Here is a 26616-nt window from a genome sequence, read left to right as displayed (position 1 = left end):
CTAAGTTGGCCTTTAAACACGTTTTATTATTAACGCTTAAAACTCTGCGTTGTGGTAGACGTTTTGTACGTCGTCGCAATCTTCTAGCATAGCTAAAAAGCGCTCCATAACCTCAACATCTTCGCCTTCAATAGGCGCTGCTATTTGGGGTACAAACGAAATTAAATCTTCGTCAAATTCAGTAACGCCCATTTCTTCAAGTGCTGTGCGAGTATTGTTGTACTCAGTATGTGGTGCAAATACAGTTACCTTGCCGTTTTCAACTTCTACGTCGGTTACATCTACATCAGCCATCATTAGTGCTTCAAGTACTGTTTCGTCGTCATCACCGTCAAATACAAAAATTGCAAGGTGATCAAATAAATGCGAAACCGAGTTTTGTGCACCAATTTTAGCGTTAGCTTTAGTAAAGCAAACACGTACATCAGCAAAGGTACGTTTATTGTTGTCGGTTAAACAATCAACAATAATCATACAGTTACCCGGGCCGTAACCTTCGTAACGTGTGGCTACGTAGTCTTCACCGCCGCCGCCTTTTGCTTTGTCTATTGCGCGGTCAATAACATGCGCCGGTACTTGGTCTTTTTTAGCGCGCTCAATTAAACGACGTAGCGATAAGTTACCGTCTGGATCGGTACCGCCATTTTTAGCACAAATATAAATTTCTTTACCGTACTTAGAATAAACTTTAGTTTTAGCACCCGCAGTTTTAGCCATTGAATCTTTTTTGTTTTGGTAAGCTCTTCCCATCTGCGTTTCGCCTTTAAATATAAGTATTAAAATAATTTTCAGGGGCATAGTTTAAAGGTAAATGTGGGGGAGGGCTAGTAACTATTAAATAGATTAATGCAGATAAAAACAGGATGGGTTGAGTTTTATGCTAAAGGCTATAAAAACACTGAGCAGAAAAAATATAACCCGCAATGGCGGGTTATATTTAATTGCAATTTAGCGCTCTATTACCAAATGCGTACGCGTTGATCCTCAGGAAGATACAATTCATCGCCTGGTTTTACATCAAATGCTTTGTACCATGCGTCGTGGTTACGCGGGGCTTGTGCTCTAAAGCGACCCGGCGCATGCGTGCCACCGCGTAGCTGATTTAACATGCTTTGCTCGGTGCGTTTTTCTTTCCATACTTGTGCCCAAGCAAGAAAGAAACGCTGATCGCCAGTAACACCGTCAATAACCGGTGCTTCTTTACCGTTTAAGCTCAGTTTGTAGGCATGATAAGCCATGGCTAAACCACCCACATCACCAATATTTTCACCTAGGCTATTACGCCCGTTAACAAAGTTACCTTCAATTGGCTCATACTTATTGTACTGCGCTGCTAACTGGTCGGCTTTTGCGTCAAATGCGGCGCGATCGGCATCAGTCCACCAGTTACGTTGGATCCCATTTTCGTCTGATTTAGAACCTTGGTCGTCAAAACCATGGCCCATTTCGTGGCCAATTACTGCGCCAATGCCGCCGTAGTTTACTGCTGCGTCGGCATTTGGATCGAAAAATGGTGGTTGTAAAATTGCCGCTGGAAATACAATTTCGTTAAATGAACTGTTGTAGTAAGCGTTAACGCGCTGTGGTGTCATACCCCAACGGTTACGATCTGTTTTTTGCAGCTCTTTTGCAACGCTTTCGGCTTGAAAAAACTCACGCATGTTTTTTACGTTGCCGATTAAGTCGTTATTACTAATAGTTAAACCTTCGTACGACTGCCATACATCTGGGTAACCAATTTTTGGTACAAATGCAGCTAGTTTAGCGCGCGCATTTACTTTGGTTTCTGCGCCCATCCACTCTAGGTTATCAATACGCTCACCTAATGCGGTACGCAAGTTTTCGACCAGTTCAGACATTTGTTGTTTTGACGACTCAGGAAAATAACGTGCTACGTATATTTTACCAATAGCAAAACCAAGTGAATTGGTGCTCGACATTTCATCTATAGCACGCTTCCAACGTGGACGCGGCTCTTGCTGACCATTTAACTCTTTACCAAAAAATGCAAAATTAGTATTAAAAATATCTTCAGATAGTAAGTTAGCGTTACCACTTATTGCGTGGTAGGTTAAATAATCTTTCCATACCGCTAAGTCTTCTTGATTGATTAATTCAATCATGGCTTTTATTGGCTCGGGTTGCGATACATTTAACTGCGGTACTTTGTAGCCTGTTTGAGCAAAATATGCATCCCAGTTAAAGTCAGGGTAGGCAGTGCTTAGCTCGTCGCGTTTAATTTGATTTAATGTAAGGTCGCGGTTACGGCGCTTTTCGCGTGGCCAATGGCCTTGTGCAATTTTGGTTTCTAGCGCTAAAATTGCCTGTGCGCGCTCATTGGCGTTATCTGCATCGGCAAATTTAAGCATGTCGGCAATATGAGCCACATAGGCGCTACGCGTATTAACAAAACGTTCTGAGTCTTCAAGGTAGTATGAACGATCGGGTAAGCCTAAACCGCCAGCACCTAACGACATTTCGTATTTATTAGGATCTAAGCGGTTAAACCACATGCCACCACCAAGCGGGGCTTTAACACCGGTTAACCAAGACTGACCAAACATTTTGGCTAAGTCGTCGGTTGATGATATTTCACTTATTTGCGTTAAAAGCGGCTTAATTGGTGTTATGCCTAGCTTATTAAGTGCTTTGGTGTCCATGTAGGCGTTGTAAAAGTCGGCTACTAGTTTTTCATCGGCATTTAAGTCTTTACGCGCGGCAATTTCTTCAATAATTAATTTAACGCGGTCTTCGCTGCGCTCGGCCAATGCCGAAAATGCGCCATAGCGGGTTTTATCAGCAGGCATGCTGTAATTGTCATACCAAGTGCCACTGGCGTACATAAAAAAATCGTCGCCTGGTTTAACCGCTTCGTTACGTGCAGCTAAATCAACACCAAAACTACCCAACTCTGCTTTTTCTGTTGTTGCGACTATTGGTGCAGTAGGTGCTGGTTGTACTTGCGTTTTTGATGTTTGTGGCTCTGAACAGCCAGTAATAAATGTGGCAGCTAATGCAGCTGCAATTAAACTCTTTTTCATTGTGTTCCCCTGAGCTTTCACTCTGTTTAATTAATATTTTTTATTATTGTAAATATTATCTTAACCTGGGTTCAGGTTATTTTAGTAATTGTTATTTATAAGAGGCTGCTAAACAAACCTTTTGAGGTGAATCACCCTAGAGGTCGATAAAATAGCAAATAAAGCCTTTATACGAGCAATATTAATGGTATTTATGTGTTTTTTGCTTGTTCTTGCTGCAATTGCCACATTTGCGCATATTGGCCGTTAAGGGCTAGTAACTCAGAATGTGTGCCTTGCTCAAGAAGCTCGCCTTTATGCAATACTAAAATATTATCGGCATCTATTATGGTTGATAAGCGATGGGCAATCACTATGCTGGTATGGTTTTGTGTGACAGCGCGCATAGCCGTTAAAATAGCTTGCTCGGCATGGGAGTCGAGGGCTGAGGTGGCTTCGTCAAAAATTAAAATAGGCGATTTTTTTAAGATTGCGCGGGCAATGGCTATGCGTTGTTTTTCGCCGCCCGACACTTTTAAACCGCGCTCGCCTACTAAGGTTTTATCGCCTTTATCAAGGCTGTTTATAAACGCTGTTAAATGCGCCATAGCAATGGCTTGATCTATTTCGGCCTCGCTTGCTGTTGGCCTGCCATAAGCAATGTTTTCGCGTATTGAAGTATTAAATAGCACGGTATCTTGCGGCACTATGGCTATAGCTTGGCGTAAACTGTGCAAAGTTACGGTGTTTATAGGTTGCTTATCTATAGTGATACTACCTGATGACACTTCATAAAAACGATACAAGAGCCTAGCTAATGAGCTTTTTCCTGCGCCACTTGCACCGACTATTGCTACCTTAGTGCCGGGTTTTACGCTAAAACTAACATTGTTAAGAATAGGGCGGTTAGCATCGTAACTAAAACTTACATTGTTAAAGCTAACCTCACCTTTAGAGAGTGTTAGTAGTTGTGATGTAGGAGTGTCGGCAATGCGTGGTTTTTTGTTGAGCAGCCCAAGCATGTTTTCAAGGTCGGTAAGGGCGCGTCTTATTTCGCGATATACAAAGCCTAAAAAGTTAAGCGGTAAAAACAGTTGGATCATATACGCGTTTATCATTACGAGTTCACCAATGCTAAGTGTACCGGTTACTACTTCGCTTGAGCCTAACCACATAAGTGCGGTAATGGCGCTGGCTATAATTAACGCTTGCCCAGAGTTTAGTGCCAATAACGACATGCGGTTTTTTAATCGGGCTTTTTCCCAGCGTGCTAAAAAGGTGTCGTAGGTGCTGGCTTCAAACTCTTCATTGTTAAAGTATTTTACTGTTTCGTAGTTTAGTAAGCTGTCGATAGCGCGGGTATTACTTAAGTTGTCGGCGGTGTTAGCTTCGCGAATAAAGCGATTGCGCCACTGGGTTACGGTTACTGTAAAGGTAATATATATGGCAACTGCAAGTAGGGTTATAAGCGCAAACCAGATAGAAAACAAAGTGCCAAAAATTAATGCAACGGTAAGAATTTCAAATAGAGTAGGCACAATGTTAAACATTAAAAATCGCATTAAAAAGCTCAAACCGCTGGTGCCACGCTCTATATCGCGACTTATGCCACCGGTTTGTCGATCTAAATGAAAAGCCAGTTCAAGCGAATGCAAATGCTTAAACACTTTTAGGCCTATGTCGCGCATGGCGTGTTCGGTAACTCGCGAAAAAACCGCATCGCGTATTTCACCTAAAAATACGCTGGCAAAGCGCAGTGCACCGTACATAATAAGCAGTAGGGTAGGAATAAAAAGCACTGGGTGAATAGATTTATCAACGCTATCAATAATTTCTTTTAGTGCCCACGGCATAAGTAAAGTAGCACCTTTAGCGCCTACCAACGCCATAGCTGCAATAAAAACTCGCCCTTTAAATTGTGTGATATAAGGCCAAAGTGTTTTTATACTTTGGCGCAGGTTGATTGCGTCGGGGCGTTTTACTGAGCTTTGTTTAGAGCGCATGAATGATCTCGGTTTTTATAATGGGTATAAATTGCTGTGGATTTAATTTTTCATCAAACTAAATACTTAATTAGACTATTGTATTTTAAATAGCTGCCCTTATATACTAGTAATCCTTAATTAAAGTTTGAAAATTGATGTTTAAATTTCGTTTGTTTTTAACTGCATTTTTGCTTATTACTGCACTTTTTAGTGCATGTAGCGAAGCCGCGCCAGTTAAACATGGTTTAAACACTGCAAATTCTACTTTAATATCTGCTGCTTTTTCAGCAGCTCCTTTCTCACTAGATACTACTTCATTAGATACTACTTCATTAGATGCTACTTCATTAGATGCTACTTCATTAGATGCTACTTCATTAGGTAATGTTTCATTAGATATAAGTCACCCCTCCATATTAGTTAAAGTATTGCATGCTAAACAACAAACTAAGCCTAATAAAACAGCGTTTGATGCACTGCAACCTAGGCTAACTGCCAGTAATTCATCGTTGTTTTTATTTAGTGCGCAAACAGAGCCTGAATACGACGTTATTTATGAATTTTTTATTCATACGCTAGCAAGGCAGTTTTATTTACAACCTAAAGCTATAAGCACGGCACTACCTTGGTATACAGTTGTTTCTAATAGTAAAAAGTCTCGTATTAGTGGCTGGAAAGAAGCTAACTTACTTTACAGCGCTACCAACACCCATCACGCTTAATTTCCTTATTTAATAATTAATAGGTTTTAACTTTTAAAGTTTTAGCTTGCAGATTAATTGTGCTTTTTAAAAGCGCTTATCAGCTGGTTGCTGATAGTAAGGAATAACAATGTTGAGTTTTAAAAATAATAAAAAGCCGTTTATGGCTAAATTTAAATTAAGCACCTTTGCTATGTTGGTGGTATTACTGCTACTGGCAATGAGTGCGTTACCTAATTTATATCCAAACCAGTCATGGTTGTATATTAGTGCAGCCCCACACAGCAAAATACAAACACCCCCGAGCACTAATACCTTAGTTACATTTTTAAATGAGCAAGGCTTAAATGTGGCGCAAGCGTATGAGTCGCAAGCAACAATAAATGTGCTGCTTAACGAGCCAACAAAAAGTGCCCAGGCACAAGCGGCTATAAAAGCGCAATATGCAAATACTCAGACCAAAATTGTTGAGCGCGCTACCAGTCCAAGCTGGTTACAAAGCTTTGGACTTTCGCCAATAAAGTTAGGTCTAGATTTAAACGGTGGGGTGCTATTTGTACTCGATGTAGATTTAGACAAAGCTATTGATGAGCAATTAGTGAGTGCGTATCAGCAAGCTAAATCAATCATAATTAAGCAAAAGGCACATGGAGTAAAAGCGCTGCAAACTCAAACTGGGTTTGTAATAAATGCTCTACCTAATGCTGGTGATAAATTAACCCCTGTTATTAAAGAGCTGCAAAGCCGCTTTGCTAACTTAGCAGTAGTAACAAATAATAATGGCACAGTTAAAACGGCGCAATTTAGTTACTCAGAGCAAGGGCGAAGCGCGTTTAACAAAGAAGTTATGAGCCAAACCCTCACAACTCTACGTTCGCGAATTGAAGAGCTGGGCATAACCGAAGCGGTAACACAACGCCAAGGTAAGCAGCGCATTCGTATTGAACTACCTGGAGTGCAAGATCCTACCGAGGCGAAACGCATTATTGGCGCAACGGCATCCCTGGGGTTTTATCAATTAAAAGCTGTGGGTGGGCAAACCTTTAATTTACAGACGGGCGGTACTATAAAACTCGACCCTGTGCCAATTTTTACCGGTGAGCATATTAATAACGCTCATGCTGGGCGCGACGATTGGAGCAAACCGCTAGTGCAGTTAAGCCTTGATAGCCAAGGCGGCGATGCTATGTCGGCATTTTCTAAAGCTAATATAGGTAAACCTATGGCGACGGTTTACTCAGAGTATTCGCAAAATGCTAAAGGAGAGGTAGTTAAAAAGAGTGAGGTTATTAATGTAGCCAATATTGCTCAGCACTTAAGTTCGCGTTTTAGCATAACCAATATGCAAAGCCCACAAGCCGCGGCCGACTTAGCGTTATTGTTACGTGCAGGCTCGTTAAGTGCGCCGGTTACTATAGTGCACGAACAAACCATAGGGCCAAGCTTAGGCAGCGAGAATATAAGTAACGGCTTAGCCGCCCTAATGTTAGGTATGGGTATTACTTTGGCATTTATGGCTATGTGGTACAGACGTTTAGGGTTAATTGCCAACGTAGCACTTATTTTAAATTTAACCTCTTTAGTGGGTTTAATGTCGTTATTGCCTGGGGTAGTGCTTACGCTTCCCGGTATTGCCGGATTGGTGCTAACCATAGGTATGGCAGTAGATACCAACGTCATTATATTCGAACGTATAAAAGAAGAGCGCCGTAAAGGCCGCGCGCCTTATCAAGCTATTGAGCAAGGGTATAAGCAAGCATTTAGCACTATTTTTGATGCCAATATTACCACTATGATCACTGCACTTATTTTATACGGTATAGGTTATGGGCCAGTGAAAGGCTTTGCAATTACTTTGGCGCTGGGTTTAGTAACCAGTATGTTTACAGGCGTGTATGTATCGAAAGTGTTGAGCCAAAGTTTGTATTTAAAATTGGGTAAAAAAAGCGGAGTAAGTACAGATGCTTAATTATTTTTTAAAAGGCGAAACCGGTACACGTATGCGTTTTATGGGCTTGGTTTTAAGTACAGTATTAGTATTGCTATCGGTAGTAACCTTGGCGCAAAAAGGGCTTAACTTTGGCCTAGATTTTACCGGTGGTTACTTAACAGAATTTACGACTAGCCAAAGTATTGAGCTAAAGCAGCTTAAAACTTTTATAGCTAAAAATCACAACGGTGAGTTTGAGCTAACAGCGCAAGGGAATAACCATTTTCAATTAAGAGAAGCGCCAGCTATTAATCAATCTGCGAGTAATAGCAGCAACGATTGGCAAAGTGCGGTAACACAAAGCACCGACATAAATGCCACGATATTGTCATCGGCCTATATTGGCTCGCAAGTGGGCGATGAGCTATTTGAACAAGGCTGTTTGGCACTTCTAGCAGCTATGGTTGCAGTAATGCTGTATTTAGCGATAAGGTTTGAATGGCGTTTAGCCCTTGGCTCGGTAGTTGCTTTAACACACGACTTAATATTGGTGCTGGGTTTGTTTTCGCTATTACAGCTTGAATTTAACTTAACCGTATTAGCCAGTTTATTAGCAATTATAGGCTACTCACTTAATGACTCTATAATTGTTGGCGACAGGGTGCGTGAGCTATTAAGAGTTAAATTAAATGCCAGTATTAGCGTATCCAGCATTATAAATAGTGCGATTAAAAGCACCCTAACGCGTACCTTAATTACCTCAGGTACCACTTTAGCCACAGTAGCAAGTGTGTGGCTATTAGCTGGAACACCGCTGCAAGGCTTTGCTATTGCGTTATTTAGTGGCATTGTTGTGGGTACGTTTTCATCTGTTTGCATTGCCGCCACCTTGCCCGAGCTAATGGGGTTAAGTGCTAAAAACTACGAAGTGAAAATAGATAGCCAAAGCCAAGCGCTCATGGATATGCCATAAAGGCTCAAAGCATACAAATAAACAAAGCTTAGGGGCCAAACTATTGTGTTTAGCCCCCGTAGCAATGTTAAACTGCTCGCAATATTTTTACTGTATGTGTGTAAACCTCATGAACAAAGCCCACGTTATTGAACACCTTAAGTTTGCCCTAGAGGCGCAGCTTACCACCGCAAAAGTGGCCGCTAAAACAGCGCACGACACCGCCACACACGAAGAAAACATAGCAGAAAACAAATACGATACCCTAGGGTTAGAGGCCGCCTATTTAGCCCAAGGCCAAGCGCAGCGCGTAAACGATTGTTATAAAAGCATGGAGTTATTTAAGCCCATATTTAATCAGCCAGCCAGTAGTAAAATAGCCATTGGCTCGCTAGTGTGCCTAGAGGGTACAAATGAGCAGCAAAAATGGTTTTATTTAGGCCCAAGCGCAGGCGGATTAACCGTAGAGGTTAAAGGTTTAACGATTGCCGTTGTAACCCCCGGCGCACCCCTAGGTAAGCTGTTATTAAATAAGCAACTCGATGATGGCATAAGTTTAACCATTGCCGATGTTAAGCACGATTATGACATTATAGAAATTTTATAAAATATTGGTTGTAAGCAAAGCCCATTTTTAAGTACCACAAAACTTATTTATTCCCCCTCATTTTATTGTCGGATGGCATGGCTTCGCCATTTATCCGACCTACATTAATATTGTATATATTCTTAATTTACGCTTTATTTATTTGATGCGCTTTAAATAATATAGTGAGAATAAAATGCAATATCGTAGGAATTATGTAAAAGGAGGGTCATATTTTTTACTGTTAATTTGCTCGATCGTAATAAGTCGTTATTAGTTGAACATATTGATTTATTACGCGAGGCTATTCGCTTTGTTAAACTACGAAGACCATTTTACATTGACGCATGGGTTGTGCTACCCGATCACCTTCATGCGGTTTTAACTTTGCCAGATAACGATTGTGATTACTCTGGACGTTGGCGTGAAATTAAAAAGCGATTTTCAAAATCACTCCCAAAAACAGAGTTTTTAACTCAAACAAGAAAACGTAAAAATGAGCGGGGAATTTGGCAACGCCGCTTTTGGGAGCATACAATTAGGGATGATAATGATTATTGGCATCATGTTAACTACGTGCATTTTAACCCAATGAAACATGACTTAGTTAGTAGGGTTGCTGATTGGCCTTATTCAAGTTTTCACAGAGCAGTTAACCAAGGTGTTTACACGAATAATTGGTGTGGTGAAAAACCATAAACTATGTGTCGGATGGCATGGCTTCGCCATTTATCCGACCTACAGCAATGTTTTATTGTGTAATTTCTTACATATGGAATATTTAAACGTAGGTCGGATAAGCGAAGCGCCATCCGACAATCAAGCCGCATCACAATAATATATTATCACCCGAAAGAGCCAAGCCAAGGTTATAAACTCTTACCGTTCCCATAAATTATGTGTCGGATGGCATGGCTTTGCCATTTATCCGACCTACAGCAATGTTTTATTGTGTAATTTCATACATATGGAATATTTAAACGTAGGTCGGATAAGCGAAGCGCCATCCGACAATCAAGCCGCATCACAATAATATTTCACCACCCGAAAGAGCCAAGCCAAGGTTATAAACACTTACCGTTCCCATAAATTATGTGTCGGATGGCGTGGCTTCGTCACTTATCCGACCTGCATCAATAATTTTCATCTTCACGCTAAAAATATCTCGTTTGTTAGTTTATCAAAAAGGCCTTATAAAGCAGATGTGGTTTAGGATTACCTAAACTAAAGCACCCATCTTATTAAGTGACACGCGCAATGCACCACTTAGTACGATGGGTGTTTCTATTTTTAATGCTTAATTATAAAAAATTAAGCATGCTTTTATAATTAGACTTAACTAGGAAAAGTCGTGTTTAAAACCTTAATTGTGGTTGATAACAACGAGCAAACTCTTGCTCAATCATTCGAAAATGTTATTACGTTTAATACTTACCTACGTGACTATCCAAAACGTGATGAACCTAAAACTCGCATTATTAACTTATGTGATTCAAGCCAATACTTGAGCAAAGGTTACTATTGCTCGCTACTCGCTGAAGCGCGTAAGCACCAAGTATTACCAAGTGTAAAAACAATAAATGCGTTACGTAGCGGCCAAGCACCTATGCACAATGTTGGCCAAATAGATGGCGCTCTATACTTTGGTAATGCCACTAACGATGAGCAAACAAAAGCGGCTAAATCGGTATTTAAACAATACCCGGCGCCTATTTTATTTGTTGATAACCAAGGCTTATTACAACAAGGGTCGTTATCGTCATTAGATGAGCAACAGTACAGCGATTTTGTAGCTAAGTTGAATAACTTTACCCAAACGCAATGGCGTATTACTGCGGAGCGACGTCGTTTTCGCTGGGACATGGCAATACTTGTTGATCACGATGAAAAGGTGCCACCAAGCGATAAAGACGCAATAGCAAAGTTTATTAAAGCAGCGGCTAAACATGGTATTAATGCCCAAGCATTAAGCTTTGACGAAATAGACAATATAGCCCAGTTTGATGCGTTATTTATTCGTCAAACTACAGCAATTGACCACCCAACATATCGCCTTGCTAGCAAGGCACAAAGCTTAGGTTTAGTGGTTATTGACGATGCGGAGTCTATTTTACGTTGTTGTAATAAAGTGTATTTACACGATGCGTTTAACTATCAAAAAGTACCTAGTTTAAAAACAGTGGTTGTGGCTGATCAGTCAAGCGAGACTCTTGAGCAGTTAGAAGCGGCGTTTACCTACCCGTTAGTATTGAAAATGCCAGAAGGCTCGTTTTCAAAAGGGGTATATAAAGTAACGAACCGTGCTGAGCTGGAAGCTAAGTTAACTGAGCTATTTGAATTTAGTGCTTTAGTGCTTGCACAAGAATACATGTACACCGAATACGATTGGCGAGTAGGGGTACTAAATGGCCGTGCAATTTACGCGTGTCGTTACTTAATGGCGCGTAACCATTGGCAAATTTATAACCACGATGCAAAGCGGTTTTTTTCGGGTGGCTTTGAAACATTGCCTACTTTTGAATTACCAAAAGCGGTATTAGATGCAGCATTAAAAGCGTGTAAAACAGTGGGTAAGGGTTTATATGGCGTTGATGTAAAAGAACATCAAGGGCGTGCTTATGTACTTGAAGTAAACGATAACCCAAGTATTGATCATAAAGTAGAAGACGGCTATTTAGGCGATGAGCTTTATATGATCATTATGGATGAGTTTAAACAACGCCTTGAAGCGAGGGGGCGTGGTTAATGGCAAAAGCCATGGTTGAGAGTGTGGTTAATGAACAGACTGAGCAAGTGGTTATTCGCCAAGCGCTTATCAGTGATTTAACCGCGCTTACAGCACTTGAAAATGCTTGCTTTAGTAACGACAAGCTTAGCCCGCGCAGTTTAAAGCGCTGGCTAAGTGCTAAGCACGGTATTTTATTAGTTGCCGAGCAAAATAATGCGTTATGCGGTTATGGGCTAATTTGGTGCCATAAAGGCACTCGTCTAGCGCGTCTTTATTCGCTTGCTGTATTACCTACCATGCAAGGCAAAGGCATTGCAAAAATGCTACTTATTGCACTTGAAAAAGCCACCGCAGAGCGTGGGCGAATTTATCTGCGTTTAGAAGTGGCTGTAAATAACGACAGCGCAATTGGTTTGTATAAAAGCTTAGGTTATCGGGTGTTTGGTCAATATAGCGATTATTACGACGATCACAGCGATGCGCTACGCATGCAAAAAAACATTCGTAAAACCAGTGAGCTTAAGTTAGCACGGTTAACTCCGTGGTATCAGCAAACTACTGAGTTTACCTGTGGTCCTGCGGCGTTGTTAATGGCTATGGGGAGCTTAGATGCTAGCACTGAACTGACTCAATCGCATGAGTTGTCGTTATGGCGAGAAGGCACTACTATTTTTATGACCTCTGGGCATGGCGGCTGCCATCCGTTTGGTTTAGCACTGGCGGCACATAAACGTGGTTTTAACAGCGAGGTAATTGTTAATACCCTAGAGCCGTTGTTTTTAGATGGCGTGCGCAGTGAAAATAAAAAAGTAGTATTAGCAACGGTACATCAGCAGTTTGTAGATGGCATAACCGCTGCCAAAATACCGCTTAGTAATAAAGATGTTGAGCTTGAAGACATTGAGCGTTGGCTGAAGCAAAATTTTAGCGTGCTGCTATTAATAAGCACTTATCGGTTTGATGGTAAAAAATCGCCGCATTGGGTGTGTGTTACGCATTTAGATGAGCACTGTGTGTATGTTCATGATCCGTTTTGTGAGCCAGGAAGTGATAGTCAATTGGCTATAGATTGCCAATATGTGCCTATTGCCCGCAGCGACTTTAGTAAAATGTCGGCGTTTGGTAGCCAACGCTTAAGAACAGCTGTGGCTATTGCTAAATCAAAAGATTGTTAAAATAAAATTAAACTATTCATATATGAATAACGAGGAAATTACGTGTTTTTACCTGATTTATTTGATGTAGCTCCGTACTCATGGGCTGCAATTGGTACGGCGGCATTTTGTGGCGCTATTATTGGTATTGAGCGCCAATTACGTGGCAAACCTGTGGGTATTCGTACTTCTGCGTTAATTACTTTAGGTACCTATTTATTTTTATCGACTGCGTTTAATTTACAAGGCGATGTAATTGACCACTCTCGCGTAGTGGGGCAAATAATTACTGGTATTGGCTTTTTGGGCGCAGGCGTAATGCTAGCTAAAGACGGCGCTGTGGTAGGAGTAACATCGGCAGCAACTATTTGGGTGCTGGCATCTATTGGCGTAATGATAGCCACCGAGAACTTGGGCGCAGCTATTAAGCTTTCTGTGCTGGTGGTCGGTATTTTATACGGTGTCGATGTGCTTGAAGCTAAGTTTAAAAGCTTAAGTAAAGGTGTGCACACTAAAGTTAAAATTTATTCAAAACGCTATTATCGCAAAAGTGAAAATGAAACAGAGCGCCACTTATAAAGTGGCGTTTTTATAATTAAGTTTATAACTAACTTAATACTAATTTTTGATGCACTAAAGCATCGCAAAGTGCTTGTGGGCGGCCTAAATAATAGCCCTGAACCTTATCGACATTTAGTTTGCGGAGGGTGTTTATTTCTTCTAGTGTTTCTATGCCTTCGGCAATAATATTACAGCCAATGTCTTTAGCAAATCCGCATAACGCTTTAGCTAATAAATATTTACGACGATCGCTATTTATGTTTCGGGTAAGGCTAATATCAAGTTTAATAATATCTGCTTGTAGCTCCAAAATATGCTGAAAAGAAGAATACCCTGCACCAACATCGTCTATAGCTAGGCGTATGCCTTTTTTACGCAGTGGCGCGAGTGCCGTTAACATTTCATTGTAGTTGGCAATAGGAGAGTGTTCGGTTACCTCCAATACTATATTGCTGCAATCAGAAATAGCAGCTAATGCATTGGCAACGGCACCACTTAGTATATGCTCTGGAGAGGTGTTAATTGACACATACACCTCTTTATTAAAATGACTCATATTGCCTAAAACATTGTTTATTGCCAACATTTCTAGGGCTTCACCTAAACCAAACTGTGCTGCTTCATCAAACCAAATGTTAGGTGTTCTATAGGGCTCAACAAAAAAGCGAGACAAGGATTCGTAACCCGAAACTTTATTTGTGTTTAAGCTATATATAGGCTGGTAGTAAATTTCAATATTGTTTGTGTTTATAATATTAAGTACGTTAGATTTAATAAGTTGTTTTGCTTCATTGTTTTGTATTTGTGTATCAATAAGCTGTGAAGCCAGATCTGAAATTAAATTTAAAAACGCCAGATCACGCTTGTTTAATGTGTCGTCTTTTTGCTCGTTATAGCAGCAAAATGTGCCATAAATATCGCCGTTAGATAAGGTAATTGGCACCCCAATATAAGCGCCAATATTAAGCTTTTTAGTAACCGGCATATCGCGTGTTATACTATTTTTACTGGTGTCAGGTATTATATTATCTAGTTCATTATTGGCTAATTTATTACAGTAGGTTTCGTTTATGGGATCAAAATTACCTACTTTTACAATCTCGTTAGGGCGTTTGGTATCTACTAATTTAAATATACGTTTAGAGTCCTTAAACTCAGAAATAAAAGCAACGTCCATATCAAGGTGTTTACGAATAAGTGCTAGCAAGCGAGTTAGTCTAGTATTGAGATCAGTCTCTGCTTCAATATCTAATAGTAAATTTTCACTAAAATTTACATGCATATTTCCAACTTCCTTGTGTTTTAGTTAATGGTTCATATTAATACAGTAGCTTGGCTTGTTTTTAAAGTATTAGCCAAACAATTTTTTTCTCACTACTTTACGATACTCACTGGGTGTTTGGTTCAGTATTTTTCTAAATATTCGCGTTAAATGACCTTGATCGTTATAGCCTACTTCTAACGCAACTTCCTGAATTGATAAATTTGACGAAGCGAGCAACTCTTTAGCACCTTCTACTCGTAACTGTTGCCAATACTCAATAGGGCTTTGGTTGGTAGCTGCTTTAAAGCGCCGCGTAAAAGAGCGATAGCTTAAATTAAACTGTGCGGCTACATCCTGTAAATTAAGCTCTGTTGCTAAGTTGGTTTTTAACCAAAATTGAATTTGGGCAATTAACTCATCGGGATGGCGATCAACAGCACCTTCAAGATAGCGCTGATCTTCGTAGGGTTTGCGTATTTCGTGGGAAAAATTGCGCTCAACATGTTGCGCTGCAGCTTTGCCATAATATTGGCTAATAATATGCACTATTACATCGGCTAGGGCGTTTAGGCTGGCTACGGTATAGAGTCGCTCGGATTGAGTAATAAAAAAGTCAGGCTTTAACAGTACCTTGGGGTAGTCGTGACTAAATTGTTTAGCGTAATGCCAATGGGTGGTTGCTGGGTGCCCGTCTAGTAACCCGGCCTCTGCTAGTAAACAGTTGCCAGTGCCTACACCTATAATATGGCTGCCATTTGTAAAACTTTGCCCCAGCCAAGTAACTATATTTTGATTAGTGCGTACAACTGGGCGCGGGTTTCGCCAAATACCGGGCACTATTACTAAATCGCAATTGGGGGTATTGCTGGTGGCGCAATCGGGAAGGATTGCCAAGCCGGTACGATTACTTATTGGTTCAAGGTTTTTAGCAACTAAATGAATAGCGAGTGGCCTAAAGTTTTGTTTATTAATATGGCCTTTTGCAAAGGCTTCGCCCGCTCTCAACATTTCTATAGGGAGGGTTAAACTCGTTATTAATAAGTGTTGGTAAACAGCAATAGCTATATTTAATGGGGGGTTACTCTGTTTATCAGTCATATAGATGCTCCGACCAGTTAGGGTTGGCCTTTTATGCTTAATATTTGGCTATTAAAGCACAAAGTGTGGTGCGCAATCCATTTAAACTAGTGTCATATTCTTATAACACGTTTTTTAAAGGTAAATTATGACCGCATTACCCGTAATTGTAGGCATGGGAGGCATTAATGCCGCTGGCCGTACTTCTTTTCACCAAGGTTACCGCCGTATTGTGTTAGACAGTTTAAGTGCACAAGATCGTCAAGAAACGTTTTTAGGCCTCGCCACCTTGATGAATTTAGTTAGTGTTGTTGATAATCAACTACAAGACACTCAAGGTAACAATGTTGAGCAAAGCGACATAGAAGCACGTTTTGGTGAACAAATAATTGCCGGTACGCTTATTCGTAAAATCGAAAACGAACATTTTGATCCAGACGCTACCCCATGGCAGCAAAAAATGACGCTAAGCAACTCGGATGAGAATGCGATTGTGTTTGAAACCCGTGCTCGCGATTTACCACAACCGGTACCTGCAAGTTGGCAGGTAGAGCAGCTCGAAGGTAAAAAAGTTAAAGTTACTATTGCCGCAGATATAGATGTTAAACACGCTTCAACTCGCGACAACCCGATTAAATCGGCAGGGCAGTTTCCTACTGGGTTTGATCCGTCTGTAATGTATAACAGCCGCTATCAGCCACGTGGTTTGCAAGCAACTATTTTTGCTGCTACCGATGCAATAAAATCAACCGGGCTTGATTGGCAACATATAATGAATAGCGTAGAGCCAGACAAAATTGGTACTTATTCGGCGTCTGTTATTGGCCAAATGGATGACACAGGTTTAGGTGGCTTAGTTAAAGCTCGCCAGCAAGGCGACCGCGTAAGCACTAAGCAATTAGCGCTGGGTTTAAATACTATGTCGACCGACTTTATTAATGCGTATGTAACGGGCAACGTAGGTACTACGTTTTCAACTTCGGGCGCATGTGCTACGTTTTTATATAACTTACGTGCAGCGGTTAACGATATACAAGCAGGGCGTACTCGCGTTGCTGTGGTAGCCAGTGTTGAATGTGCTATTACGCCAGAGGTTATAGAAGGCTTTGGTAACATGAGCGCACTGGCAAACGTTGAAGGTTTGCGCCGTTTAGATAACTTAAGTAATACAGATGAGCCCGACTATCGTAAAAGTAGCCGTCCGTTTGGCGAAAACTGTGGCTTTACGCTAGGTGAAGGCGCGCAAGTGGCTATTTTAATGGATGATGCTCTAGCACTCGAGTTAGGCGCTGACATTATGGGGTGTGTGCCAGATGTATTTGTAAATGCCGACGGGATTAAAAAGTCGATTACCTCACCAGGGCCGGGTAACTACATTACTATGGCAAAATCGGCGGCACTGGCAAGTAGCTTATTAGGTAAAGAAGCCCTGCAACAGCGCAGCTTTATATTAGCCCATGGTTCAAGTACGCCGTTAAACCGCGTAACCGAGTCATTAATCTATCATAAAGTGGCACAAACCTTTGCTATTGATAACTGGAAAGTAACTGCGCCAAAAGCATATGTTGGCCATACTATTGCTCCTGCAAGTGGCGATCAGTTAGCTATAGCATTAGGTGTATTTAGCCACAATATTATGCCTGGTATTACGACTATAGATAAAATAGCCGACGATGTTTACGCTGATCATCTAGATATTAGAAACAGCCACTATGATTGCGGTGATATGGATATTGCATTTATTAACTCAAAAGGCTTTGGTGGTAACAATGCTACCGCTACAGTATTGTCTGCAAAAATAACACTGCAAATGCTTGCTAAGCGCCATGGAAAAAGCGTTATGAATGATTATGCTAATAAAAATGTGGCTGTAAAAGCAGCGCAACAAAGCTATCAATCACAAGCAGACTTAGGCCAATACCAACTAATTTATCGTTTTGGTGATGGCTTAATTGACGACAACGACATTGTTATAGATGAGCAAAGCATACACCTTCCTGGCTTTGAAAAAGCGATTGCTTTTAATACAAAAAATCCCTATCAAGACATGTTTTAAGCACACATTCTTGTTTGGTAAGGCGCTTTTATAGCGCCTTTTTTGTTTTCACTAAGATATAAAATTAAGAGGTTACTTAAACTTTTTAATATAGCGTAATGTTATAAAGTTAATAATGGCCAGTAAAATAGCTATTTCGTAGCGACTGTAGGCCACAGCAATACCAATTAAACCCATATTCCAAATGCTCGCCGCGGTGGCAGTACCTGAGGTAGACTGGTTATTTTTTAAAATTGCGCCACCGCCAATAAAGCCGATACCGGTAATGATCCCCTGTAACATTTTTGATTGTGCTTCAGAGGAGTCAAGTACAGACAACGCAATTAACGCATAACCACATGATGCCACCGCTACTAACGGAAAGGTACGCAGCCCCGCACCATCTTGGCTGCGCTCTCTGTCGTAGGCCATTGGCAAAGCGAGTAAATAAGCTATGCCTAAGTGAATCAGATTATCAACGATTTCGTGCCACTGTAAATCAATTTCCATGATCTTGCCTTTTTAGTTAATCTTAATAACTAGCTAGCAATCTGTAAGCCATTTATTTAATATTTTAAATTCAGTAATTTAGGTTTGCCTTTATTTTTATTCTGCCTGGCTTGGTAATAGTTACACTACTATTTTACTATTTTACTATTTTACTAAGTAGTTAGTTTGATATCGCTTTTGAATATCCATATTCTTTTACTTATATTAAAGGTAATTATGTACATCACTTGCCTTTTAAAAAAAACAATAAATACAGCCACTAAACTTGAAAAAAACGCGTTATTACTGCGCGTTAGCAACCTCTGATGATTCTGCCGTTTTGGTTATACGCCAATTAAGCGGCGCAAATAAAACATATACTTGGAGTTTATACGCCTGGTCGTTTGCGTTGGGATTGTATGCTTGCGTATTATTAGTTCAAAATAACGAGCCTTTAAATCACAGCGTTGCGATTGTAGGTGCATTACCCTTTTTGATTATATATTTACTGCAATTAATTGGTTTTGTTAAGGAGTTTATAAAAAAGGAAGTGCATGAGTAATGTGCTTTGTTTAACACCGTTACAATTTACAATTTAAAATTTAAAATTTAAAATTTGATTTTATTTTACAAGGTCAGCATGCTCTAAATAAGCTTATGGGTAGAGCCACAGCAAGCAGGGTAATAAAAGGCGAGTGAATACTGATGCAAGTAAGGACGTTTTTTTAATAGTTTAAAATAATGTGTAGAGGGTTCTCTACACATTATTACTACAAACAATAATATTGTTATGCAGACAAATACTGATGATGAAATACCAAGTGCTGATCAATAAAGCTACTGATAAAAAAGTAACTATGATCGTACCCGGTTTGCATTTCTAAGGTCAGTGGGTAGTCTTTTTGTTTTGCAACAGCCACTAAATTTTGTGGTTTTAATTGCTCGTCTAAAAAGTTATCGGCATCGCCTTGGCTCACTAACATTGGCAAGTAGTTACTTTGCTCAGCTTTAGCCATTAATTTGCAGCTGTCGTATTGTGCCCATGTTGTTTTATCGGCTCCTAAATAACCCGTAAACGCTTTAACGCCCCATGGGCAATTAATAGGGTTTACTATAGGGCTAAACGCCGAGGCACTAACATAATCCTGTGGGTTTTTAAGGGCGATCATCAACGCACCGTGGCCGCCCATTGAATGACCACTAATTGCTTTTGTGCTAGTCACAGGAAAGTGCTGCTCTATAAGCGCGGGTAATTCATTCACTACGTAGTCGTACATATTAAAGTGAGTGTTGTAAGGGGCTTGTGTCGCGTTAACATAAAACCCAGCGCCTTGAGCAAAATCGTAGCTGTCTTCGTTAGGAACATTATCCCCACGAGGGCTAGTGTCGGGTGCCACAATAGCAATACCTAGCTCAGCTGCTTTTTTGAATGCGCCTGCTTTTTGCATAAAGTTTTCGTCGGTGCAGGTTAAACCTGAAAGCCAATAAAGTACCGGTACTTTATTACTTTCACTAGCGCCGGGCGGCAAAAAAACGGCAAAACGCATAGTACAATGAGTGCTTACAGCGCTGTGCGTATATTGTTTATGCCAGCCACCGGATACTTTTACACTTGAGATATTTTCTAACATGATAATCCTCAAAAGCCGCTTATATCCACACCGTGAATACAAGCGATTGGTTTATTGCTTAGTAATGAATAACGGTACGAATGCTTTTGCCTTCGTGCATTAAATCAAATGCATCATTAATGTCTTCAAGGCCCATTGTGTGGGTAATAAAGTCATTTAGTGCAAACTCGCCAGCCATGTAACGTTCTACAATTTCAGGTAGTTGTGAGCGGCCTTTAACACCACCAAATGCGCTACCACGCCATACACGCCCAGTAACTAATTGGAATGGACGAGTAGCAATTTCTTGGCCAGCGCCTGCTACACCAATAATTACCGACTCACCCCAACCTTTATGACAACACTCAAGTGCTGAGCGCATAACATCAACATTACCAATACATTCAAACGAGTAGTCAACGCCGCCATCGGTCATTTCAACAATTACGTCTTGAATTGGCTTGTCGAAGTCTTTTGGATTAATTAAATCGGTTGCGCCAAGCTTGGTTGCTAACTCGTATTTAGAGTTGTTTATATCGATACCGATAATACGACTCGCACCGGCCATTTTTGCGCCAATAATAGCTGATAAACCTATGCCACCTAAACCGAAAATAGCTACAGTGTCGCCCGCTTTTACTTTAGCTGTGTTTGTTACTGCGCCCATACCTGTTGTTACGCCACAGCCTAGTAAGCATATTTCTTCTAAAGACGCTTCTTTGTTTACTTTAGCTAAAGAGATTTCTGGCAGTACTGTGTACTCAGAGAAAGTTGAGCAACCCATGTAGTGGTAAATTGGCTGACCGTCTTTATAAAAACGTGTTGTACCGTCTGGCATTAAGCCTTTACCTTGGGTTTCGCGCACAGCAGAACACAGGTTAGTTTTGCCCGAGGTACACATTTTACATTCACCACATTCTGCGGTGTATAAAGGAATAACATGATCGCCAATTTCTACGCTGGTTACGCCTTCTCCGATTGCATATACAACACCAGCGCCTTCGTGGCCTAAAATTGCAGGGAATATACCTTCAGGATCTTCACCCGATAATGTAAATGCATCGGTATGACATACACCAGTAGCGGTAATTTTTACCATTACTTCGCCTTTTTTAGGCATCATCACATCAACTTCTTCAACACTAAGTGGTTGATTAGGACCCCAAGCAATAGCTGCTTTTGATTTAATAAATTCTGACATGTGCTTATCCTTTGTAGTGGGTAGATAATAATTGTAGACCCAATTTTCTTGGGTGATGTAGCTATTGTATTTGTTTCTCAAATAATGATAATCTCAATTTTATTAAAACACTTTTTCAGAACTGTAACAATGGCACGATGGGATGGAATAGACGAATTTATTGCGGTAGGTGAAGAAGGTAGTTTTACCGCTGCAGGCAAAGCAATTGGGCTGTCGGTTGCGCATATTAGCCGCCATGTTAGTGCGCTTGAACAACGCTTAAATACACAGTTGCTAACGCGCACAACGCGTAAAGTGGTTTTGACCAAAGAAGGTGAGGTGTTTTTACACCAAATAAAGCATTTACAACATGCAATGGATGATGCCACGCAAAGTTTAGCGCAACAGCAAAGTACGCCAAAAGGTAAAATTAATCTAACAGCCCCGGTAATGTATGGCGAGAGCTTTATTATGCCAATAGTGCATAATTTTATGCACGACCACCCCGATGTAGAAGTCGTTGCTACGCTCAGTAATGAGCAAGAAAACTTATTAGAAGGTGGTTTTGATCTGGCTATTAGACTGGGGCATTTAAAAGACTCGAGCTTAAAAGCACGGCGCTTAAGTGCACGGCGTTTTATTATGTGTTGTGCCCCTGATTATTTAACCCGATTTGGCGAGCCACACACATTAGGTGAGCTAATAAATCATCAATGTTTAGTGGGGAATAGTCGTTATTGGCGGGTAAACGAAGGAGGGCGCGAAAAGCATATTAAAATAGCTGGGCGACTGCAATGTAATAGTGGCTGGGCGTTGGTAGATGGCGCTAAAAAAGGTTTAGGGATTATTCAGCTCCCTAATTACTACATTGAAAACGAGTTAAAAACAGGGCAGTTAGTGCCTATTTTAACATCCTATCAGCCGCTGCAAGAAGGGGTATGGGGTGTGTATCCGCCTCGACAGTTTGTGGCAACTAATGTAAGGGTGCTACTTGATTATTTAGTCGCAGGACTAAAAGCTTAATAGCGGGTTAATCATTTAATTTTTATTCTAGCCAAGTATCAGATTTTTAAATATTTATTACATTTAGTGGCATACCCAAGTACGGATTATTCGTGTTATTATAAGTTACTATTTTTAGGATAAGTGTTTAAAAACAATATGTTTCAACCGGTTAGTTTGTTTATTGGGCTTAGATATAGTCGCTCCTCAAAAGGGAATGCGTTTATTTCATTTATCTCGTTTTTTTCTATTGCCGGTATTGCGATTGGCTTAATGGCATTATTTACTGTCAGTTCAGTAATGAATGGCTTTGAAAGCAGCTTAAAAACCAATATGCTTGGGCTTATTCCGCATGTTGAAGTGCAAGCTAATAAGCGTACTGCAGCGCAAATGAGTAGTTTAAAAGCAGATCTTGAACAATCTCCTTATGTAAGTACTGTAAGCCTTTATCAGCATGGTGAAGCTATATTACAAACCAATAAAGATTTACACGGTGTGTTGCTGCAAGGCTTATATGGCGATGACGGCTCGCTCTATAAAATTACCGATAAAATAGTACAAGGAAATTGGCAAACAGTACTTAATAAAAACTATAGCATTGCCATTAGTCGCTACCTGAGCCGTAAATTAGGTGTTGGTTTGGGAGATAAGCTGCGGGTTATTATGCCAAATGCTTCTACCTATACACCGCTTGGGCGAATGCCTAGCCAACGCTTGTTTAAAATAGCAGCCATTTACGAAACTGGCTCTGAAATTGACATGGGGCTGGCTTTTACCAGTGGTGCGTCGTTGCAACGCGTATTAAAGCTGGATCAAAACACTGCACCTAATTTAAGTATTTCTTTGTATGAATCCTTTGCATTGGATGAATTTATACAGGCCAGCAAACTAATATTAAAAGATCATACCTATACAGATTGGCGCAGCAGCCAAGGCACATTATTTGCTGCTGTAGCAATGGAAAAACGGATTATGTCGATGTTATTAGGGCTTATTGTGCTGGTTGCGGTATTTAATATTGTCTCTGCGCTAACGATGATGGTAAGTGAAAAACAAGGCGAAGTCGCTATTTTACAAACCTTGGGTTTAACACCATCGCAAGTACAAAAAGTGTTTATGGTGCAAGGACTTTATAATGGCGTGATAGGCACCGCAGTAGGGGCATTTTTAGGTGTATTACTTAGTTTATATATTAATGAGTTATTAGCATTAGTAGGGTTAAATTTGATGGCAGGTATAGAGTTGCCGGTAAAATTTGATGTGCCAAGCCTAATTGTTATCGCTTGTTCGAGTATTGCTATGAGCTTTTTAGCCACTGTTTACCCAGCGCGCAAAGCCGCAAAAGTAAAACCAGCCGAGGTATTGCGTTATGAATGATTTAGTTATTAGTTGTGAAAATTTAAATAAAGTTTATCAAGATGGTAGTAACCAAGTTGCAGTATTAAAAGGGGTTGATTTAGCCCTGCAACAAGGTGAAATGCTGGCTATTGTGGGCAGCTCTGGTTCGGGTAAAAGTACCTTATTGCATATACTCGGTACGCTCGATACTGCAACATCTGGCAGTGCTAAAATTAAAAATCAAGAAGTGGCTAAGCTCTCCCGTACAGAGCAAGCGGCATTTAGAAATAAAAACTTAGGCTTTATTTATCAATTTCATCATTTACTGATGGAATTTAGCGCGGTAGAAAATGTAGCTATGCCGCTTTTAATTAAAGGACTAAGTGCTAAAGCTGCGAAAGTAGCTGCATTAGAAATGCTTGAAAAAGTGGGCCTAGCACATCGTAGCTCTCATAAGCCGTCGGCACTGTCTGGTGGTGAGCGCCAACGAGTGGCAATTGCGCGCGCGCTCGTTACTAAACCGGCATTAGTGCTTGCCGATGAGCCAACCGGTAATTTAGATAAACAAAACGCGATTAAAATATACGACTTAATAAATGAGCTTAATAAAAGTTTAAATACCAGCTTTGTGGTGGTAACACACGACTTAGAGCTGGCCGACAAACTCGGTAAAATAGCCTATTTAGATGATGGAAAACTTACTATTAAAGAGTCGCAACATGTTGCTTAGTGCGTTTATAAGTAAACGCTTTAGAGCGTATTCTGGTCATAAAGATGAAAAAAATGGCTTTGTAAGCTTTATAGCTAAAGCATCTACTGTGGGTATTTTATTGGGCGTTGCGGTTTTAATAGTTGCGCTGTCGGTAATTAATGGCTTTGAGCAGCAATTAGTGCATCGCTTATTAAGCGTAGTGCCGCAGGTTGAATATGTAGCGCCTAATAGGCCAATTGCTAATTGGCCACAAAAAGTTGAGCAGCTTCAACAGCAAGATCATGTAACCGGCGCCGCGCCATTTATTGCAGTTAACGGCATGGCGCAATTTAAAAGCCAATTAAAAGCAGTAGAAATACGCGGGGTTGAGCCTTCATTGGAGGGGAGCGTGTCGGCTATTAATCAATTTACCAAAGGCAAATTGGTGAGCCAGCTTGGCATTGATGAAGTTATTTTAGGCAAGCAAATAGTTAACCAGCTCGATGCCAGCGTGGGCGATAGTATTACCTTACTTATTCCTCAAATAGCTCAGCAAGGGCAGTCATTATTAGCCCCTAAGCGAGTAACACTGTTACTTGCAGGTATTGTTGAAATGGGTGGGCCAATAGACAGCACAGCTGCATTTATCCACCTTAATAAAGCGCAGCAAACATTAGGTTACGATGAAAGCCAAGTAACCGGGCTTCGCCTAAGCGTTGATGACGTATTTACTGCGCATCAAATTGCGCTACGGGTAGGGCAAACCATAGACGACTATGTATACATTTCTAGTTGGTTTAGAACGCAAGGCAGCTTATACCAAGATATACAAATGGTGCGTACCATAGTTTATATTGTGGTGTTTTTAATTATAGCTGTGGCAAGTTTTAATATTGTGTCCTCATTGGTAATGGAAGTACGCGAAAAACAAGGCAATATTGCTATTTTAAAAACCATGGGCGCAAAAGACAGTACCATTTTAGCTACCTTTGTAATGCAGGGTTTAACGCAAGCTTTTGTAGGTGTGGTATTAGGCAGCTTAATTGGTGTGGTACTGGCAATAAATATTAGCGAATTATTTACTTGGCTCAGCCAACTCTTTGGCGCAAACCCACTTCAAGGAGTTTATTTTATAGAGTTTTTACCCAGTAAGTTAGTGTGGCAAGATATTGTGGTAACAGTTGTTGTTACTTTTATTTTAGCGGCGTTAGCTACTATTTATCCGGCGTGGCAAGCAACAAGAGTTGACCCTGCAAAAGTGCTGGGTAATTAGCGGCATTGGTAGCGTGTGCGCTGCTAAATAAAAACTAATAGGGCAGTATTGGCAAGTCTGTTAAACTAGGGCGCTTATTTACAAGCTAACAATAACTAACCATTGGGTTAGCATTTACTACTCTGGGATTTACTTTGACAAATAACGATATTTTACGCCGCATTCGCTACATTTTTAATTTAACCGACACCGCTATGGTAAATGTTTTTGCTGCAGCTGAGCATACGGTTACTACAGAGCAAGTAATTGCTTGGTTAACTAAAGAAGGCGAAGAGGCTTACACTGAAATAAGTGATACAGAGTTTGCAACTTTTTTAAATGGTTTTATTAATACGCAACGTGGTAAGCGCGAAGGCGATCAACCTGCTCCTGAGAGCAAGTTAAATAACAATATTATTTTTATGAAGCTGCGTATTGCTTTAAATATGAAAGCGGAAGATGTGATTGCGACGCTGGCACTCGTTGACTTTAATTTGAGTAAGCATGAGCTAAGCGCGTTTTCTCGTAAAGTAGATAACAAGCACTACCGCGTATGTAACAACCAGGTACTTCGTTTATTTTTAACGGGTGTACAACAGCAGGTTCGTCCACAAAGCACTGCTGAGTAAGCAAGGTAAAGCCATTACTCTTTCAAAACGCTAAAACAGCCCTTGTTTTAGCGTTTTGTTGTTTTTAAGTTAAATATATTTCAACTTGTTACACGCCTACTTTAAAATTGTTCAATACCGCTTAATAAACTAGCAATTGAATGAGATCATTTAAATATCAAGTAATTACCTCCTTTGTTAGCTGTATGTTTGGTTTTAGCAACCGCGCACTGTATTTTTATATCGTTAAAGTGAATAAAAATTCGGCTAGTCGCTGTTTTATTTTTACACAACAGTAAAATAATTCAACTTGAATGACGTGCAACACCACTCTTTCTAATGGTAAGGTGTATGAAAATTATGATTTTAAAATAGATTTATATTCAAAAAACAAACTCAATCATACTTACCCGAATTCTCAAATTTTAAAAATAGCTTACACGGAAGAATAAT

Annotated in this window: 22 protein-coding genes and 1 pseudogene; 15 read left to right on the top strand and 8 right to left on the bottom strand. The window is 40.4% G+C overall.

The genetic code is table 11. The annotated features are described in order from the left end of the window. Window positions 1-36: 36 nt before the first annotated feature. The 3 genes from I6F41_RS10920 to I6F41_RS10910 all read right to left on the bottom strand — a co-directional run bounded on the left by I6F41_RS10920 (window position 37) and on the right by I6F41_RS10910 (window position 5023). Window positions 37-750: a YebC/PmpR family DNA-binding transcriptional regulator gene (locus I6F41_RS10920; RefSeq protein WP_011328051.1), complete on the bottom strand. Its 714-nt coding sequence runs from the start codon at window positions 748-750 to the stop codon at window positions 37-39. A 209-nt stretch (window positions 751-959) separates the two neighbouring features. Further along, entirely contained in the window at window positions 960-3041 is a 2082-nt protein-coding gene (locus I6F41_RS10915) for a M13 family metallopeptidase (protein ID WP_182683295.1), read from the bottom strand. A gap of 191 nt (window positions 3042-3232) precedes the next feature. Further along, on the bottom strand, window positions 3233-5023 hold the full coding sequence (locus I6F41_RS10910) for an ABCB family ABC transporter ATP-binding protein/permease (protein WP_197108377.1): 1791 nt from the start codon (window positions 5021-5023) through the stop codon (window positions 3233-3235). Between the two features lie 137 nt (window positions 5024-5160). Here I6F41_RS10910 and I6F41_RS10905 point away from each other — a divergent pair, with 137 nt between their 5' ends. The 8 genes and pseudogenes from I6F41_RS10905 to I6F41_RS10870 all read left to right on the top strand — a co-directional run bounded on the left by I6F41_RS10905 (window position 5161) and on the right by I6F41_RS10870 (window position 13635). After that, window positions 5161-5727, top strand: a complete 567-nt coding sequence (locus I6F41_RS10905) for a hypothetical protein (RefSeq protein WP_197108375.1) — start codon at window positions 5161-5163, stop codon at window positions 5725-5727. 109 nt (window positions 5728-5836) lie between these two features. Further along, window positions 5837-7675: a protein translocase subunit SecD gene (gene secD / locus I6F41_RS10900; protein ID WP_182683298.1), complete on the top strand. Its 1839-nt coding sequence runs from the start codon at window positions 5837-5839 to the stop codon at window positions 7673-7675. Then, the gene (secF, locus tag I6F41_RS10895) at window positions 7668-8609 is read left to right on the top strand and encodes a protein translocase subunit SecF (protein WP_182683299.1); all 942 of its coding nucleotides are present in this window, start codon (window positions 7668-7670) and stop codon (window positions 8607-8609) included. Before secD ends, secF begins: the two co-directional genes overlap by 8 nt. 109 nt (window positions 8610-8718) lie before the next feature. Next, window positions 8719-9195: a transcription elongation factor GreAB gene (locus tag I6F41_RS10890; protein ID WP_182683300.1), complete on the top strand. Its 477-nt coding sequence runs from the start codon at window positions 8719-8721 to the stop codon at window positions 9193-9195. Between the two features lie 175 nt (window positions 9196-9370). After that, window positions 9371-9873 (top strand): annotated as a pseudogene (locus I6F41_RS10885) (REP-associated tyrosine transposase). 652 nt (window positions 9874-10525) lie between these two features. Then, entirely contained in the window at window positions 10526-11920 is a 1395-nt protein-coding gene (locus I6F41_RS10880) for a RimK family protein (protein ID WP_182683302.1), read from the top strand. Next, window positions 11920-13077: a GNAT family N-acetyltransferase/peptidase C39 family protein gene (locus tag I6F41_RS10875; RefSeq protein WP_172459230.1), complete on the top strand. Its 1158-nt coding sequence runs from the start codon at window positions 11920-11922 to the stop codon at window positions 13075-13077. Before I6F41_RS10880 ends, I6F41_RS10875 begins: the two co-directional genes overlap by 1 nt. Window positions 13078-13119: 42 nt before the next feature. Beyond that, the gene (locus tag I6F41_RS10870; RefSeq protein ID WP_011328060.1) at window positions 13120-13635 is read left to right on the top strand and encodes an MgtC/SapB family protein; all 516 of its coding nucleotides are present in this window, start codon (window positions 13120-13122) and stop codon (window positions 13633-13635) included. Between the two features lie 28 nt (window positions 13636-13663). Here the strand turns inward: I6F41_RS10870 and I6F41_RS10865 are convergent, their stop codons facing one another. Both I6F41_RS10865 and I6F41_RS10860 read right to left on the bottom strand, forming a co-directional pair. Continuing rightward, entirely contained in the window at window positions 13664-14899 is a 1236-nt protein-coding gene (locus tag I6F41_RS10865; RefSeq protein ID WP_182683303.1) for a sensor domain-containing phosphodiesterase, read from the bottom strand. Window positions 14900-14968: 69 nt separating this feature from the next. Next, window positions 14969-15979, bottom strand: coding sequence for a GlxA family transcriptional regulator (locus tag I6F41_RS10860; protein WP_011328062.1), 1011 nt, complete (start codon window positions 15977-15979; stop codon window positions 14969-14971). A 127-nt stretch (window positions 15980-16106) separates the two neighbouring features. Here I6F41_RS10860 and I6F41_RS10855 point away from each other — a divergent pair, with 127 nt between their 5' ends. Next, window positions 16107-18014 (top strand): beta-ketoacyl synthase, encoded by a 1908-nt coding sequence (locus tag I6F41_RS10855; protein WP_011328063.1) that lies wholly within the window; start codon window positions 16107-16109, stop codon window positions 18012-18014. A 72-nt stretch (window positions 18015-18086) separates the two neighbouring features. Here I6F41_RS10855 and I6F41_RS10850 read toward each other — a convergent pair whose 3' ends face one another. Further along, window positions 18087-18503, bottom strand: a complete 417-nt coding sequence (locus I6F41_RS10850) for an MgtC/SapB family protein (RefSeq protein ID WP_011328064.1) — start codon at window positions 18501-18503, stop codon at window positions 18087-18089. A gap of 265 nt (window positions 18504-18768) precedes the next feature. Here I6F41_RS10850 and I6F41_RS10845 point away from each other — a divergent pair, with 265 nt between their 5' ends. Beyond that, window positions 18769-19044 (top strand): BCCT family transporter, encoded by a 276-nt coding sequence (locus tag I6F41_RS10845; protein ID WP_220488920.1) that lies wholly within the window; start codon window positions 18769-18771, stop codon window positions 19042-19044. A gap of 226 nt (window positions 19045-19270) precedes the next feature. Here the strand turns inward: I6F41_RS10845 and fghA are convergent, their stop codons facing one another. Together fghA and I6F41_RS10835 are read right to left on the bottom strand one after the other, a co-directional pair. After that, window positions 19271-20113 carry an S-formylglutathione hydrolase gene (gene fghA / locus I6F41_RS10840; protein WP_011328066.1) on the bottom strand — a complete coding sequence of 281 codons (843 nt, stop codon included), beginning with the start codon at window positions 20111-20113 and terminating at the stop codon, window positions 19271-19273. Between the two features lie 58 nt (window positions 20114-20171). Next, on the bottom strand, window positions 20172-21293 hold the full coding sequence (locus I6F41_RS10835) for an S-(hydroxymethyl)glutathione dehydrogenase/class III alcohol dehydrogenase (protein ID WP_011328067.1): 1122 nt from the start codon (window positions 21291-21293) through the stop codon (window positions 20172-20174). Window positions 21294-21422: 129 nt separating this feature from the next. On the opposite strand from I6F41_RS10835, the gene I6F41_RS10830 reads away from it, so the two are divergent. The 5 genes from I6F41_RS10830 (at window position 21423) to I6F41_RS10810 (ending at window position 26184) form a co-directional block, all read left to right on the top strand. Continuing rightward, window positions 21423-22295 carry a LysR family transcriptional regulator gene (locus tag I6F41_RS10830; RefSeq protein ID WP_086996014.1) on the top strand — a complete coding sequence of 291 codons (873 nt, stop codon included), beginning with the start codon at window positions 21423-21425 and terminating at the stop codon, window positions 22293-22295. A gap of 138 nt (window positions 22296-22433) precedes the next feature. Next, entirely contained in the window at window positions 22434-23651 is a 1218-nt protein-coding gene (locus I6F41_RS10825) for a lipoprotein-releasing ABC transporter permease subunit (protein ID WP_182683304.1), read from the top strand. After that, window positions 23644-24342, top strand: a complete 699-nt coding sequence (gene lolD, locus I6F41_RS10820) for a lipoprotein-releasing ABC transporter ATP-binding protein LolD (protein ID WP_011328070.1) — start codon at window positions 23644-23646, stop codon at window positions 24340-24342. Before I6F41_RS10825 ends, lolD begins: the two co-directional genes overlap by 8 nt. Next, window positions 24332-25576, top strand: a complete 1245-nt coding sequence (locus tag I6F41_RS10815; protein WP_011328071.1) for a lipoprotein-releasing ABC transporter permease subunit — start codon at window positions 24332-24334, stop codon at window positions 25574-25576. Before lolD ends, I6F41_RS10815 begins: the two co-directional genes overlap by 11 nt. Before the next feature lie 134 nt (window positions 25577-25710). Beyond that, on the top strand, window positions 25711-26184 hold the full coding sequence (locus I6F41_RS10810; RefSeq protein WP_197108373.1) for a DUF1456 family protein: 474 nt from the start codon (window positions 25711-25713) through the stop codon (window positions 26182-26184). Window positions 26185-26616: the final 432 nt, after the last annotated feature.

The organism is Pseudoalteromonas sp. SCQQ13 (assembly GCF_015864415.1).
Lineage (GTDB): Bacteria > Pseudomonadota > Gammaproteobacteria > Enterobacterales > Alteromonadaceae > Pseudoalteromonas > Pseudoalteromonas nigrifaciens.
The sequence above is the reverse complement of the archived record's forward strand: the minus strand, read 5'-3'. Positions and strand labels throughout refer to the sequence as shown.

Excerpts from the sequence above, each read along its gene's own strand:
- I6F41_RS10920 (WP_011328051.1), bottom strand. The coding sequence starts at position 750 with ATGGGAAGAGCTTACCAAAACAAAAAAGATTCAATGGCTAAAACTGCG.
- I6F41_RS10915 (WP_182683295.1), bottom strand. The coding sequence starts at position 3,041 with ATGAAAAAGAGTTTAATTGCAGCTGCATTAGCTGCCACATTTATTACT.
- I6F41_RS10910 (WP_197108377.1), bottom strand. The coding sequence starts at position 5,023 with ATGCGCTCTAAACAAAGCTCAGTAAAACGCCCCGACGCAATCAACCTG.
- I6F41_RS10905 (WP_197108375.1), top strand. The coding sequence starts at position 5,161 with ATGTTTAAATTTCGTTTGTTTTTAACTGCATTTTTGCTTATTACTGCA.
- secD (WP_182683298.1), top strand. The coding sequence starts at position 5,837 with ATGTTGAGTTTTAAAAATAATAAAAAGCCGTTTATGGCTAAATTTAAA.
- secF (WP_182683299.1), top strand. The coding sequence starts at position 7,668 with ATGCTTAATTATTTTTTAAAAGGCGAAACCGGTACACGTATGCGTTTT.
- I6F41_RS10890 (WP_182683300.1), top strand. The coding sequence starts at position 8,719 with ATGAACAAAGCCCACGTTATTGAACACCTTAAGTTTGCCCTAGAGGCG.
- I6F41_RS10875 (WP_172459230.1), top strand. The coding sequence starts at position 11,920 with ATGGCAAAAGCCATGGTTGAGAGTGTGGTTAATGAACAGACTGAGCAA.
- I6F41_RS10865 (WP_182683303.1), bottom strand. The coding sequence starts at position 14,899 with ATGCATGTAAATTTTAGTGAAAATTTACTATTAGATATTGAAGCAGAG.
- I6F41_RS10860 (WP_011328062.1), bottom strand. The coding sequence starts at position 15,979 with ATGACTGATAAACAGAGTAACCCCCCATTAAATATAGCTATTGCTGTT.
- I6F41_RS10855 (WP_011328063.1), top strand. The coding sequence starts at position 16,107 with ATGACCGCATTACCCGTAATTGTAGGCATGGGAGGCATTAATGCCGCT.
- I6F41_RS10850 (WP_011328064.1), bottom strand. The coding sequence starts at position 18,503 with ATGGAAATTGATTTACAGTGGCACGAAATCGTTGATAATCTGATTCAC.
- fghA (WP_011328066.1), bottom strand. The coding sequence starts at position 20,113 with ATGTTAGAAAATATCTCAAGTGTAAAAGTATCCGGTGGCTGGCATAAA.
- I6F41_RS10835 (WP_011328067.1), bottom strand. The coding sequence starts at position 21,293 with ATGTCAGAATTTATTAAATCAAAAGCAGCTATTGCTTGGGGTCCTAAT.
- I6F41_RS10830 (WP_086996014.1), top strand. The coding sequence starts at position 21,423 with ATGGCACGATGGGATGGAATAGACGAATTTATTGCGGTAGGTGAAGAA.
- I6F41_RS10825 (WP_182683304.1), top strand. The coding sequence starts at position 22,434 with ATGTTTCAACCGGTTAGTTTGTTTATTGGGCTTAGATATAGTCGCTCC.
- lolD (WP_011328070.1), top strand. The coding sequence starts at position 23,644 with ATGAATGATTTAGTTATTAGTTGTGAAAATTTAAATAAAGTTTATCAA.
- I6F41_RS10815 (WP_011328071.1), top strand. The coding sequence starts at position 24,332 with ATGTTGCTTAGTGCGTTTATAAGTAAACGCTTTAGAGCGTATTCTGGT.